Raw genomic sequence first — 12,210 nt, 5'->3', positions numbered from 1 at the left:
CGGATTCTTCATGCGTTTGTGACAACCCGTACCGGTTCATGGTCTCACAGTCCGGCGAGCGCCGCGCGCACCTCCTCCGTGCTGAGGATCTCGGTCAGGACCACCGGCGCCTTTCCCGGCGCCTGCAGCACGTAGACCGGCACGCCGCTGCGGCCCAGCGCCGTGAGCGCGGCGGTGATGGCCGGGTCGCGCCGCGTCCAGTCGGCGCGCAGCAGGGCGACGTTCCTGGCGTCGAAATCGGCGAGCACCTCGGCGCTGGAAAGCGTGGCGCGCTTGTTGTACTGGCAGGTGACGCACCATGCGGCGGTGAAGTCGACGAACACCGGCCGGCCGGCTGCCCGCAGTTCAGCGGCCTTCGCTTCGGACCAGGGCTGCCAGCGGTCGCCCGCCGATGCTGCGGCGCTGGCCGGCTCGGCGACCCGCAGGACGTTGCCGCCGATCGCGGCCGTCAGCGCGGCGGTCGCGGCGATGACGATGCCCGCGACCACGAGCCGGGTGCGGCCGCGCAAGGTGAACGCCCAGACGATGGCCGCGAGGCAGACCAGGAGGCCGAGCAGCGCGCCCGCGCCGTCGATGCCGCTTTGCTGGCCGAGCACCCAGACCAGCCAGGCGACCGTCGCGAACATCGGAAATGCGAGCAGGCGGCGCAGGGTCTGCATCCACGCGCCCGGCTTCGGCAGCAGGAGCGCCACCGCCGGAACGAAGCCCGCCAGCAGGTAGGGCAGCGCCAGCCCGAGCCCGAGCATGGCGAACATCAGCAGCGCCTCGGCCGCCGGCAGCCCGATCGCGAAACCGAGCGACGCGCCCATGAAGGGCGCGGTGCAGGGCGATGCGATCACCACGGCGAGCGCGCCCGAGAGAAAGTCGTTGACCACCGGATGCCGGACCTGCGCCGCCGCGAGCGACCTCGGCGCGACGCTGGCGAACTCGAACAGCCCCGCGAGGTTGAGCCCGATCAGCGTGAACAGCGCCGCGAGCGCGGCCACGACCGCCGGCGATTGCAGTTGAAACCCCCAGCCGAGCTGGGTGCCGGCCGCGCGCAGCGCGAGCATCGCGCCGCCGAGCGCCAGGCAGGACAGGATGACGCCGCCGGCGTAGGCGATCGCGGCCACGCGATGCCGCCGGCGGTCCTCCGCGTGCCGCGTGAAGTTCAGCACCTTGATCGCCAGTATCGGGAACACGCAGGGCATGAGGTTGAGCAGCAGGCCGCCGATCAAGGCGCCCAGCAGGGCGGCGACGAGCGTGCCGGAAGTTCGCGGCGCCGGCGGGGCGCCGGCGTTGGCTTCGAGCGCGGCCTGCAATGCCGGGGAGACCTGGGCCTTGGAAGCCGTCGTGGGCCAGGCGCCGGTCACCGGCGCCTCGGCCCGCCACGCAATCGGCTGGCCCGGCTGCCGGTCGGCATCGGCGAGGGCGACGACGACCGGCATCACGGCGGGGCTGGCGCTGCGCTGTTCCGCGAGCGGGATGGTCGCGGTCCAGGCTTCGCCCTGCCACGATTGGGTCCAGTCCTTCCCGAGCACCGCCGCGGTGTGGACGACCTCGCCGGTCTCCGGGAAGAATTCCAGCGTCTTGCCGCGAACCGATGCGGGCAGCCCGTCGAGCCGGACCTGCAGCTTGTTGCCGTCGATCGTGATGCCGCCGGGTTTGTCGAGCGCGACCGGCTGGGCGGCCCATGCGGCCTCGAAGTCGCTCCTGTGCAGGGCGGTCGAGCCGTGCAGCGGCACCTTGAGCTGGAACTCGCCCTCCTCGGGAATGCACTCCTTGCGGCAGACCAGCCAGGAGGCCTTGAGCCGGACGTCGAGTTCCTGCGCGCCGGTCAGCGACGCGGCCGCCTTGAAGTCCGGTCCCACCGTGAGCGGCACCGGCAGCAGCACCGTGCCTTCGTAGCCGTAGTTGGCGAGATTGCCGATCGGGATCTTGCGCGGCACCGGCCATGCGATGTCGCCAATCGACACGCCGGGCGGGAGCGTCCACGCCAGTTCGGTCGGCAGGCCGGAATCGCCGGCGTTCTTCCAATAGGTGTGCCACTCGGGCTGGTGCGTGATCTGCAATCCGACCCAGGCCGGCGCTGCGGGCGAGATGCCATCGGGCGCATGCGCGATCAGTTCGGCGCGCACGTGGGGCGTCGTCACGACCGGGCCGACCCGGGGGGAGAGCTGTGCCGCGGCCGGCAAGGGGGCGGCCACGGCGGCGAGGGCGGCAAGCCAGAGGCCCGCGGCGTGTCGAGGAATCAGAATTGCCATGCGGTTCAGTCGGAGCGGCTGCCCCGGTCGAAGTTCCGGGGCGTGCTTCACGCCGCCCATCCGAGCACCACGCGGCGGCTGTTGGCGCTCTTCTTTTCGATCTTGGTCACGACGACCGCGCCGATCTCGCGCGTGTTGGCGACGTGGGTGCCGCCGCAGGGCTGGAAGTCGATCAGCTGCGCTTCGCCGATGCGGATCGTGCGGACGGTGCCGGCGCCGCGCGGCGGCTGCACGCTCATGCTCTTCACGAGGGCGGGGTTGGCATCGAGCTCGGCGTCGGTGATCGCGCCGACGGTCAGCGGATGGCCGGCCGCGACCAGCTGCGCAAGAGCGGCGGTGAGCGCTTCCTTGTCGAGCGGCTCGGTCATGTGGAAGTCCAGCCGCGCGTACTCGGGCGTGATCGAGCATCCGTTGACCGGCTGCGGCACCAGGTGACACAAGAGGTGCGTGGCGGTGTGGAAGCGCATCAGCCGATGCCGGCGTTCCCAGTCGATGCGCGCCGTCACGCCGTCGCCGGCTTTCAGCGCATCCAGCAGTGCTTCCTGGCCGGCTGCCGGCACATGGATGATCTCCTGGGTCGCCTTGCCCTCGGCGTCCTTGGCCTTGCGGGTATCGGCGATCGCGATCTCGCGGCCATCGGCCAGCCGCAGCCAGCCGCTGTCGCCGGCCTGCCCGCCGCCCTGCGGATAGAACACGGTGCGGTCGAGCACGATGCCGCTTTCCTCGACGCGCAGGATGCGGGCTTCGCAGTCACGCAGGTAGGCGTCGGAGCGGAACAGTTCGTCGGTCATCGCGTGATGGTAGCGGCCGCGCCATGCCCGGGTGGTTCCCACGCCTGGAAGCGCCCGTCGCCGACACTCGGACGCGAAGCCGATTGCAGGATACAAACGGATGCCATTTCGTGCCGATCCAAGGATGTCGATGATGATGAGAGCGCTCACTCCGCGCGCCGTGCGCGCGGCGATCTCCGGGCCCATGCTGGCTGTCGCCACGCTGCTCGGCGCCTGCGGCGAGGCCGCGAAGCTGCCCGCCGAGGCCGGCATCGGGCCGACGCCTGAACTGCCGCCGCCGGTCAAGACCCTGATCCCGACCATCCACATCGCGCCGCCCGTCGGCTGGGCGGACATGGCCGGCCCGACCGCGCCCGAAGGCTTCGTCGTCACCGCCTTCGCGCGCGGGCTCGACCATCCGCGGATGGTCTACACATTGCCCAACGGCGACGTGCTCGTGGTGGAGAGCAACCGGCCGCCCAGGCCCGAAGGCGGCGAAGGCAAGGGACTGGCCGCGAAGTTCCGCGACATGGCGACGGAGATCGTCGAGGGGCGCGCCGGCGCCGGGGTGCCGAGCGCCAACCGCATCACCCTGCTGCGCGACACCGACGGCGATGGAGTCGCCGACCTGCGCAAGGTGTTCATCGACAAGCTGATGTCGCCCTTCGGCGTCGTGCTGGTCGGCCACGAGCTGTTCATCGCCAACGCCGATGCGCTGGTCAAGGTGCCGTATACCGAGGGCGAGACGAGCATCGGCGCGGTGCCGGTCAAGGTGACCGATCTGCCGGCCGGCATCAATCACCACTGGACCAAGCACGTGGTCGCGAACCGCGACGGCACCAGGCTCTACGTGACGGTCGGTTCCAACAGCAATGCCGGCGAGAACGGCCTCGCGGCCGAGGAAGGGCGCGCCTCGGTCTGGGAGGTGGACGCGAAGACCGGCCAGAAGCGCCTCTTCGCGAGCGGCCTGCGCAATCCGGTGGCGGCGGACTGGGAGCCCGCAACGCAGGCGCTGTGGGCGGTGGTCAACGAGCGCGACGAGCTCGGCAGCGACCTCGTGCCCGACTACCTCACGTCGGTGAAGGAAGGGGCGTTCTATGGCTGGCCCTGGAGCTACTACGGCCATCATGTCGATGCGCGCGTCGAGCCGCAGCGCCCCGACATGGTCGCGAAGGCCGTGGTGCCGGACTACGCGCTCGGCTCGCACCGTGCACCGCTCGGCATCGCCTTTTCGAGTCCGCGCGGCATGCCGCCCGAATTCGCGAACGGTGCGTTCATCGGCGAACATGGCTCGTGGAACCGCAAGCCGATGGCCGGCTACAAGGTGGTGTTCGTGCCCTTCGCCAATGGCCGTCCGAGCGGGCAGCCGGTGGACTTCCTGACCGGCTTCCTCTCGGCCGACGAAAAGGCGCAAGGCCGCCCGGTCGGTGTGGCGCTGGACAAGAGCGGCGCGCTGCTGGTCGCCGACGATGTCGGCAATGTCGTCTGGCGCGTCGCCCGCAAGTGAAGCCAGGGCACTAAGATCGCCCGCATGAATGCCCCCGCCAGCCGCTTCTGGTCCCGACTCACCACGCGCGACTTCGCCGCGCTCGATCCGGGCACGACCGTCGCGGTGCTGCCGCTGGGCGCGACCGAACAGCATGGCCCGCACCTGCCGCTTGGCGTGGATTCGACGCTGGTGGACGGCATCGTCGAGGCGGCGCTGCCCTTGCTGGCGGCGGACCTCCCGGTGCTGTTCCTGCCCACGCAGCAGATCGGGCTGAGCCCCGAACATGCGCGCTTCCCGGGCACGCTCACGTTGTCGTCCGAAACGCTGATCCGGCTCTGGAGCGAGATCGGCGCCAGCGTGGCGCGCGCGGGCATCAGGAAGCTGGTGCTGTTCAATGCCCACGGCGGGCATGTCGGCGCGATGGACATCGTGGCGCGCGAACTGCGCGTGGCGCACGAGCTGATCGTCTACGGCGTGAGCTGGTTCAATCTGCCGCTCGGCGATGCGGGCGCCCAGTTCAGCGCCGACGAGCACCGCTTCGGCGTGCATGCCGGCGAGATGGAAACCTCGATGATGCTGGCACTCGCGCCGGCCGGCGTCGCGATGGAAGCGGCCCGCAATTTCGATTCGACCTCGCGCAGCCGCGCGCGCGACTACCCGATCCTCGGCAACGGCAAGAGCGCCAAGCTGGGCTGGGCGATGGAGGACTACAACCCCGCCGGCGCCGCCGGAAACGCCGCCGCAGCCACCGCCGAAAAAGGCCGCGCACTCGTCGATGCCGCGGCAGCGCAGCTCGCGGCCTTGCTCGCCGAGGTTTCGCGGCTGCCGCTCGCGACCATCGGCAACCCGCCGAATCCCTGACTGCTCAGCTCGCGGGCACGGCGCCGGTCGGCACGGCGTTGCCGATCTTGATCGACCCATCGTGCCTCTCGCAGGTGCCGATGAGCAGGCCGCTGGCGATCGCGTGGGCTTTCAATGCATCGAGCAATTCGTCGCGGCCCGGGCTCGCCGAGAATTCATGCGCTGTGCCGAGCGCGAAGATCTGGAACGCATAGCGGTGCACGCCGTGGCCCGGCGGCGGATCGGGCGGCAGCCAGGCGGTCCGCAGGTAGGAGTTGCGGCCGGTGTGGACGCCCGGTTCATCGTCGTCGTCCGACAGGGCGCCGTCGGCGAGCCCTCCGTCGGCGGCCGGAAGATCGACGGCGATCGCGTGCACCAGCGGGTGCGGGGTGGGCGAGTCCGCGTCCTCCACCAGCAGGACCAGCGAAGCCGCGCCGGCCGGAACACCGGTCCAGTGCAGCGGCGGCGAATGCCCTTCGCCGTCCGCCGTGTAGCGCGCGGGCAGCGGCGCGTGATCGGCGAACGCGAGGCTGGCGATCGTGATCGACGCCATTCCCTGCCGCAGGCCGAGGGTGTTGAAGGCGATCTTCTCCAGTCCTGCGCGCACCTCGTGCAAGGCATGGCCGATCGCATCCGGGAGTTTTTCGAGCATGCCGTTCTTTATATAGCGTCGGGGCGCACCGGGTGTGTAGGAGCGATTCACGCGGCTATCATCAAAACCGCATGGCCTGGCGCCGGCTCGCGCCGCCTTCCTTCCTCAACCGGGGGCACCGTATGCACATCGTTTGGACCATTCTGATCGGCTTCGTTGCGGGCCTCGTGGCGCGCGCCATCAAGCCCGGCGACGACTCGGCCGGCTTCATCGTCACGACGCTGATCGGCATCGCCGGTTCGCTGGTCGCGACCTACGCGGGGCAGGCCATGGGCTGGTACTCGGCGGGGCAGGGGGCCGGATTCATCGCCTCGGTGCTCGGCGCGATCGTGCTCCTGTTCATCTACGGCCTGATCAAGCGCAAGTGAGATCGCGCCGCCTCGCCGCATGCCAACGCGCAAGACGCGCAGCCGCCATCATCATCACGTCTACGTGATCGAACTCGACGATCGCGTGTGGAACGCGGCGCGGTTCCGGCGGGCGAATCCCGGCTACAAGCTCGGCATGCCCTTCGTCTACGTCGGCATGACCGGGCTCGACCCGGACGTGCGCTTCGACAAGCACAAGGCCGGCATCCAGGCCAACGCCTACGTGCGCGACCATGGCCTGCGCTTGCTGCCCGCGCTCTACGCCATGTACAACCCGATGCCCTATGAAGCCGCGCGCGAGATGGAGGTGGAACTCGGCATCGCGCTGCGCGAGGCGGGATACGGCGTCTGGCAAGGCTAGCTCATCCATCCGGGAGATGCACATGGATTCAGGCGCTTGCATCGTGATGACGAGCATCGGCACCGAGGACGAGGCCGAGGCGCTCGCCGAGGCGATCGTCGAGGCGCGGCTCGCTGCATGCGTCCAGGTGCAGCGGGTGCGCAGCCTCTACATCTGGCAGGACGTGTTGCACCGCGAGCCGGAATGGGTGCTGCACATCAAGACGCTCGACGCGCGCTATGGCGCGCTCGAGGCCTTCATTCGCGAGCGGCACAGCTACCAGACGCCCGAGATCGTCCGCGTGCCGATCACGGCCGGCTCGGCCGACTATCTGGACTGGCTCAGGGCCGGCAGCACGACAGCGCGTGCTCAGGAGTAGGTGATCCAGTTCTCGTACGCCGGCCCGTCCAGGTGGGGCAGCGTGTTGTAGGTCACCAGGGTGTGGCGCTTCGGCGTGAACGCGAATTCGGTCACGGCCGAATTGCGCATCCGGAGATTGAGTTCCACCGTGGTCGCCGGGGGGGTGCCGAGCACGTGGCCCACCGCCGTGGCGATCGGTCCGCCGCTCGACACCACGAGCACCTTCGCGCCATGGTGCCGGGCGCGCACATGGTCCAGCGCGCTGGTCACGCCGGCCAGGAAATCGACGTAGCTCGGCATGCCCGCCGGTGCGGTGCGGCCTTCCATCCAGGCATTGAGTCCGTCGCGCAGGAGGCGGAAGTGATGCCTGTACAGATCCGGCGTATCCGCCTTCTCCAGCTTGCCGGGGTGGATGGTCGCGATGATGGCCTCGCTGTCGTATTCGTTCAGCCCCGGCCAGGGGAGGACATCGTCCGCTGACAGGCCCAGGCCCTCTGCGATGCCCTGCCAGGTCTGTCGGTGACGCCGCAAGGTGCCGGTGATCACCGCATCGAAGCGCACGCCGCGCTCGCGCCAGTACTCGCCGAGGCGCACCGATTGCCGGTGGCCCAGGTCGCTCAGCTGGTCGTAGTCCGCCGCGCCGAAACTGGCCTGGCCGTGGCGCACGAGATAGAGGGTTCCCATGCGGCGAATTCTGCCCATCGACGGCGGTTTTCCGCGTCACCGCGGTGACCTTTCTCAACGACCCGCGGGCGGACTTGTTCACGAAGAGCCGCTTCGGCGCGTGGTCGCCCGCGCCTTTTCAGATGGTTCTCATGGGTCTCCCGGGCTCCCCTTTTTACGATCGGTTTCACTCGATTCGTGGGGGTCCCAGTCTGAATCGAAGCTCGCTGGGCGATGCACCGCCCGTCCTCACTCCAGACAAATCCGGGGAACGCTCATGATGGTTCTGCTTGCTGCCGCGTTGGTGTGGTGTTTGATGCCGTGGGCTTTCGTTCGACCGCGGTTCGGCGCGCGACGAGTCGAGTTCGCTCCGACCGAGGAGATGTCGCCCGAGCGGCTGTTCGGATGCCTGCTCAGCGCGAACTTCGCCGTGCTCATGAACGACAACTTCAACCAGTTGGCGAGCGCGCTGCCCGAACGGCATGTCCGGCGTCTCTTGGCCGAGCACTGGGGGATCCAGACCCGTGCGGATTGCCTTCGGGTGATCGGGCAGCGCATGGAGCGACTGGGGGAAATCTCCCCGGCGGAAATGCGGGCGGTTGCCGCATGGCTCGAAGAACAGCGCCTGGGGGCCGACGGTGCCTGCACTCCTCACCGGTCGCCAGCCGAGCGCCTTGCCTCCGCCGACGACATGAGCCATGGTCATCTCAGCGTGCTGGCATGGGACATCCAGCAGCTCGCCTATCTGGTCCGTCTCGCGTGCGCGGTGGGTCATGTGTCGCAGCGCGACGCCGAAGCGGTGCTGGAGCGTTTGGCCATCCGTGCGCGCATGCACTACGGCTCCTGGGAGGTCTACTCGCTGGCGGCGCTGGTCGGTCTCGGCATGCGAGGCGCGATGGAAGTCTTCGAGACGTCGGCGTGGGAGCGTTACTCGCGCACGCATTCCGTTCTCCTGCGCGGCCGGCGCTCGCCGATCGGGTTCGCGTCATCGTGGAGCGTGGCACGTGCGGTGGCGCCGGGTCTTCCTGCGGACGCTCTGCGTCCGGATTCCAGGGCTGTGGTCTAGCGCCATCTCTTCCGTTCGTGTCGCCCTTTCATTCGTCGAATTCCGGTGGGAGCTTTCGTCCCGGTGCGACGCCCGGACCTCTGCGGCGGGTGCTCGACGGCGGAATCTTCGCGACCGTATTGACCTGTCTCCTGGGCGCCGCGAGCTATCTGTTCGGGCGGCCCACGGCGATCGAGCTGGCCTGGCATTGGATGGCCCTGATTTCCGTCGGCATCGCGGCGCTGGCGGTGCTGCGCTTCCTCAGTTCGTTGCAGGCGCAGCGGCGCGGCGATGAGCTCAATGCCATTCTCGATGCGGTCCCGCACGCGCTCTTCGTCAAGGACTCCCGGCTCCGCTTCAGGGCCTTGAACACGGAGTTCGAGCGCGTCTTCCACGTCGATTCGGAGCGTGTCATCGGCAAGAGCGATCAGGACGTCTTCGGGGCCGCCCTTTCACAGCGATTCTCGGCCCAGGACCGCGATCTGATGGCCTCGGGTGTTGCGCGCACCTACGACGATGAGATTGCGGTCGATGGTGTCGTGCACAACTTCCAGTCGCGCAAGCAACCCATCTACGACCAACGCGGGCGGGCGCTGGGTGTTGTCGGGTTGTCGATCGACGTCACCGCGGACATGCAGATCCGGGGCGAACTCGAGCAGTCGCGCGCCGACCTGGAGTTGGCGCTGAGCCTCGGCGGCCTGGGCGTGTGGCGCTCGGTGACGCGGCTGCGCAGGCGTGCCCACCTGAGCGACCCGGCGTTCCTGGACTCGCCCATCACCGCGGACCGCCGCATCCGCGAGATCTGCGGCTTCGGCGAGCACGAGCCGGTCACCTACCGCCAGTTGTTCATGCGCGTGCACCCGCAGGACCGCCAGCGCGTGGCCGCCCGCCTGGAGGAGGTGTACCACCGGCGCCGCGGCGCCTACCGCAAGCAGTTCCGCATCTGCGGCCCCGACGGCGTGGAGCGCACGCTGGAGCTGCGCGGCAACATGTCGGTGCAAGACGAGCCGGGCGAAGGCGAAGGCGAGAAGGGCACGACCGTGTCCTTCATCGGCATCGCCAAGGACATCTCGGAGGAGGAAGCCCTCAAGGCGAGCCTGGTGACCAAGGCCGAGGAGGCGCGCTCGGCGGTGGACGCCAAGGCCCACTTCCTGGCCATGATGAGCCACGAGGTGCGCACGCCCCTGAACGGCGTGCTGGGCATGATCGACCTGGTGCTGGACACGCCCCTGGAGGACGAGCAGCGCACCATGCTCATGCGTTGCCGCGAGTCGTCGATGTCGCTTTTGACCATCATCAACGACATCCTGGACTTCTCCAAGATCGAGGCGCGCATGCTGGACATCGAGAGCCGGCCGCTGTCGCTGGCAAGCCTGGTGGAAGACGTCTGCGCCAGCTTCGGCGCCGAGACCGCGCGCAAGGCCATCGGGCTGGGCTTTCAGGTCGATGCGGCGATCCCGCAGTTCGTGGTGGGCGACGCGGTGCGGCTGCGCCAGGTGCTCACCAACCTGATCGGCAATGCGATCAAGTTCACCCACCGCGGCGAGGTGCGGCTAGAGGTGCTGCGCACCGCCCAGGGCGAGCTGGAGCTGGCCGTGCAGGACACCGGCATCGGCATCGATCCGCGGGCGGTCAAGACGCTGTTCGAGCCCTTCCGCCAAGCCGACATCGCCACCACGCGGCGCTATGGCGGCACCGGCCTGGGGCTGACCATCGTGCGCCAGCTGGTGGAGCTGATGCACGGCAGCGTGCGCTGCGAGAGCGCGCTGGGCGTGGGCAGCCGCTTCATCGTGACCTTGCCGCTGCGCCCGTGGGTGCCCAGCGTGGGCGCCGCGCCCGGGCGCAGTGCGCCGCACCGGCTGGCCATCGATGCGGCGGCCCGGCAGCAGCAGCAGCCGGCGGCGCCCGCCCGGAGCTCGCCCGCCGCCCTGCCGAGCGGCCAGGGCCAGCGCGTGCTGCTGGCCGAGGACCACCCGATCAACCGCGAGGTCATCACGCGCCAGCTGCTCAAGCTGGGCTACGCCTGCGACTGCGCCGAGGACGGCCAGCAGGCCTGGGAGATGCTGCAGGCGGCGCAGGCGGGCGGCGCGGGCTACGCCATGCTGCTGACGGACTGCCACATGCCGCGGCTGGACGGCTACGAGCTGACCCGGCGGCTGCGCCACAGCGAAGCCGCCCGGGGCCTGCCGCGGCTGCCGATCGTGGCGCTGACGGCCAATGCGCTGCAGGGCGAGGCCGAGCGCTGCCTGGCGCTGGGCATGGATGCGTACCTGTCCAAGCCGCTGCAGATCGGGGACCTGCGCGAGGCGCTGTCGAAGGTGCTGCTGCGCCAGGGGGCGGCGGCGCAGCAGGAAGGCGCCGGCCAGGCCGGTGCGGGGGCCGCGGGCAGCGCTGCCGCCGCCCCGTCGGCGCGCTACACCCGGCTCATGCAGCTGTGCGATGGCGATGCGGCCAAGGTCGCCCGGCTGGTGGGCGTCTTCGTGACGGCCACCGAGCGCGACCTGCAGGCGATGGACCGGGCCGCCGCCGCGGCCGACCACGCGGTGCTGCGCCAGCTCGCGCACCGCCTGAGTTCGGCCTGCCACCAGCTCGACGAGGACGAGGCGGTGCGCGCCTTCCAGGCCGTGGAGAACGGCGACTCCGACCCGACGGCGCTCGCGCTCTATCCGCCGGCTCGTCGCGAACTCGCCTCCGTCATGCTGCGCGCGACCGCATTCGTCGCATGGCATGCGCGCGGCGCGGCGTGAACGCAGTCCTTCAGGACCCGCTCAGGAAATCAGGTTGTGCTCGCGAGCGAAAGCGTAGATCTCGAGGTCGCTCTTGAGGCCGAGCTTGCTCATCGCATCCGTCTTCTGACGACTGACCGTCTTGACGCTGCGTGAAAGCCGATCGGCAATCGCCGACACCGTCATGCCGGACGCGAAAAGGCGAAGCACCTCGACTTCCCGCGGCGACAGCCTGGCAGCAACGCCGGCTTCGGAGTCGAACTGGCTCTGCAGAAGGCTCTGCTTGAAAGTGGTGCTGACATAGTCCCGTCCCTGGCCCACCGCCTGAATCGCGAGCGAGATCTCGGCCATCCCGGCCGCCTTGTCGATCAGCCCGCGCACACCCGTCCCGAGGATCGCACCGATCACGCCGACATTGCCCACCATCGTGAGGACGATGATCGGCAGCTCAGGATACAGGCGCCGGATGCGCTGGAGCAGGCCGAGGCCGTCGGCCTCCTGGCCGCCCGGCATCGAAAAATCGGTGATGAGCAGGTCGGCAGGCATTTCGCGCAATGTCGACAGAAGCGCTTCCGGCGAATCGGCTTCCGCGACGATCGAGACGTTCGCCGCGCTTTCCAGCACCATGCGCACACCCGCCCGGATGATGGGGTGGTCGTCGGCGACGATGACGCGCTTGTTCATGCAATCCAACCATTCTTGAGGGCCGCAGGA

The 12,210-nt window shown here is 69.4% G+C and carries 12 protein-coding genes; 7 read left to right on the top strand and 5 right to left on the bottom strand.

Annotated elements, in window-relative coordinates; all coding sequences use genetic code 11:
* Positions 1–44 precede the first annotated feature (44 nt).
* Positions 45–2,243 carry a protein-disulfide reductase DsbD family protein gene (locus VAR608DRAFT_RS34225; protein WP_172843939.1) on the bottom strand — a complete coding sequence of 733 codons (2,199 nt, stop codon included), beginning with the start codon at positions 2,241–2,243 and terminating at the stop codon, positions 45–47.
* Between the two features lie 47 nt (positions 2,244–2,290).
* Positions 2,291–3,034: an alanyl-tRNA editing protein gene (locus tag VAR608DRAFT_RS34220; protein WP_088959137.1), complete on the bottom strand. Its 744-nt coding sequence runs from the start codon at positions 3,032–3,034 to the stop codon at positions 2,291–2,293.
* 133 nt (positions 3,035–3,167) lie between these two features.
* On the opposite strand from VAR608DRAFT_RS34220, the gene VAR608DRAFT_RS34215 reads away from it, so the two are divergent.
* Together VAR608DRAFT_RS34215 and VAR608DRAFT_RS34210 are read left to right on the top strand one after the other, a co-directional pair.
* On the top strand, positions 3,168–4,520 hold the full coding sequence (locus VAR608DRAFT_RS34215) for a PQQ-dependent sugar dehydrogenase (protein ID WP_231973062.1): 1,353 nt from the start codon (positions 3,168–3,170) through the stop codon (positions 4,518–4,520).
* 24 nt (positions 4,521–4,544) lie between these two features.
* Positions 4,545–5,363 carry a creatininase family protein gene (locus VAR608DRAFT_RS34210; protein WP_088958102.1) on the top strand — a complete coding sequence of 273 codons (819 nt, stop codon included), beginning with the start codon at positions 4,545–4,547 and terminating at the stop codon, positions 5,361–5,363.
* Between the two features lie 4 nt (positions 5,364–5,367).
* Here VAR608DRAFT_RS34210 and VAR608DRAFT_RS34205 read toward each other — a convergent pair whose 3' ends face one another.
* The gene (locus tag VAR608DRAFT_RS34205; RefSeq protein ID WP_231973061.1) at positions 5,368–6,045 is read right to left on the bottom strand and encodes a YbhB/YbcL family Raf kinase inhibitor-like protein; all 678 of its coding nucleotides are present in this window, start codon (positions 6,043–6,045) and stop codon (positions 5,368–5,370) included.
* 71 nt (positions 6,046–6,116) lie between these two features.
* Here VAR608DRAFT_RS34205 and VAR608DRAFT_RS34200 point away from each other — a divergent pair, with 71 nt between their 5' ends.
* The 3 genes from VAR608DRAFT_RS34200 to cutA are packed head-to-tail and all read left to right on the top strand — an operon-like array spanning position 6,117 to position 7,081.
* Positions 6,117–6,362 carry a GlsB/YeaQ/YmgE family stress response membrane protein gene (locus tag VAR608DRAFT_RS34200; protein ID WP_088959136.1) on the top strand — a complete coding sequence of 82 codons (246 nt, stop codon included), beginning with the start codon at positions 6,117–6,119 and terminating at the stop codon, positions 6,360–6,362.
* Positions 6,363–6,381: 19 nt separating this feature from the next.
* Entirely contained in the window at positions 6,382–6,723 is a 342-nt protein-coding gene (locus VAR608DRAFT_RS34195) for a hypothetical protein (protein WP_088958100.1), read from the top strand.
* Positions 6,724–6,745: 22 nt separating this feature from the next.
* The gene (gene cutA, locus VAR608DRAFT_RS34190) at positions 6,746–7,081 is read left to right on the top strand and encodes a divalent-cation tolerance protein CutA (RefSeq protein ID WP_231973060.1); all 336 of its coding nucleotides are present in this window, start codon (positions 6,746–6,748) and stop codon (positions 7,079–7,081) included.
* Here cutA and VAR608DRAFT_RS34185 read toward each other — a convergent pair.
* On the bottom strand, positions 7,072–7,746 hold the full coding sequence (locus VAR608DRAFT_RS34185; protein WP_088958098.1) for a histidine phosphatase family protein: 675 nt from the start codon (positions 7,744–7,746) through the stop codon (positions 7,072–7,074). The genes cutA and VAR608DRAFT_RS34185 overlap by 10 nt on opposite strands.
* A gap of 256 nt (positions 7,747–8,002) precedes the next feature.
* Here VAR608DRAFT_RS34185 and VAR608DRAFT_RS34180 point away from each other — a divergent pair, with 256 nt between their 5' ends.
* Positions 8,003–8,791 (top strand): DUF1266 domain-containing protein, encoded by a 789-nt coding sequence (locus VAR608DRAFT_RS34180; RefSeq protein ID WP_157731192.1) that lies wholly within the window; start codon positions 8,003–8,005, stop codon positions 8,789–8,791.
* A 119-nt stretch (positions 8,792–8,910) separates the two neighbouring features.
* The gene (locus tag VAR608DRAFT_RS34175; protein WP_157731191.1) at positions 8,911–11,517 is read left to right on the top strand and encodes an ATP-binding protein; all 2,607 of its coding nucleotides are present in this window, start codon (positions 8,911–8,913) and stop codon (positions 11,515–11,517) included.
* Positions 11,518–11,538: 21 nt separating this feature from the next.
* On the opposite strand, the gene VAR608DRAFT_RS34170 is transcribed toward VAR608DRAFT_RS34175, so the two are convergent.
* A complete protein-coding gene (locus VAR608DRAFT_RS34170) occupies positions 11,539–12,180 on the bottom strand; it encodes a response regulator transcription factor (protein WP_088958095.1) in 642 nt (213 codons plus the stop codon).
* Between the last annotated feature and the right edge of the window lie 30 nt (positions 12,181–12,210).

The organism is Variovorax sp. HW608, assembly GCF_900090195.1.
Lineage (GTDB): Bacteria > Pseudomonadota > Gammaproteobacteria > Burkholderiales > Burkholderiaceae_C > Variovorax.
This window is presented reverse-complemented; position numbering and strand designations above follow the sequence as displayed.

Excerpts from the sequence above, each read along its gene's own strand:
- VAR608DRAFT_RS34225 (WP_172843939.1), bottom strand. The coding sequence starts at position 2,243 with ATGGCAATTCTGATTCCTCGACACGCCGCGGGCCTCTGGCTTGCCGCC.
- VAR608DRAFT_RS34215 (WP_231973062.1), top strand. The coding sequence starts at position 3,168 with ATGATGAGAGCGCTCACTCCGCGCGCCGTGCGCGCGGCGATCTCCGGG.
- VAR608DRAFT_RS34185 (WP_088958098.1), bottom strand. The coding sequence starts at position 7,746 with ATGGGAACCCTCTATCTCGTGCGCCACGGCCAGGCCAGTTTCGGCGCG.
- VAR608DRAFT_RS34210 (WP_088958102.1), top strand. The coding sequence starts at position 4,545 with ATGAATGCCCCCGCCAGCCGCTTCTGGTCCCGACTCACCACGCGCGAC.
- VAR608DRAFT_RS34195 (WP_088958100.1), top strand. The coding sequence starts at position 6,382 with ATGCCAACGCGCAAGACGCGCAGCCGCCATCATCATCACGTCTACGTG.
- VAR608DRAFT_RS34220 (WP_088959137.1), bottom strand. The coding sequence starts at position 3,034 with ATGACCGACGAACTGTTCCGCTCCGACGCCTACCTGCGTGACTGCGAA.
- VAR608DRAFT_RS34200 (WP_088959136.1), top strand. The coding sequence starts at position 6,117 with ATGCACATCGTTTGGACCATTCTGATCGGCTTCGTTGCGGGCCTCGTG.
- VAR608DRAFT_RS34170 (WP_088958095.1), bottom strand. The coding sequence starts at position 12,180 with ATGAACAAGCGCGTCATCGTCGCCGACGACCACCCCATCATCCGGGCG.
- cutA (WP_231973060.1), top strand. The coding sequence starts at position 6,746 with ATGGATTCAGGCGCTTGCATCGTGATGACGAGCATCGGCACCGAGGAC.
- VAR608DRAFT_RS34180 (WP_157731192.1), top strand. The coding sequence starts at position 8,003 with ATGATGGTTCTGCTTGCTGCCGCGTTGGTGTGGTGTTTGATGCCGTGG.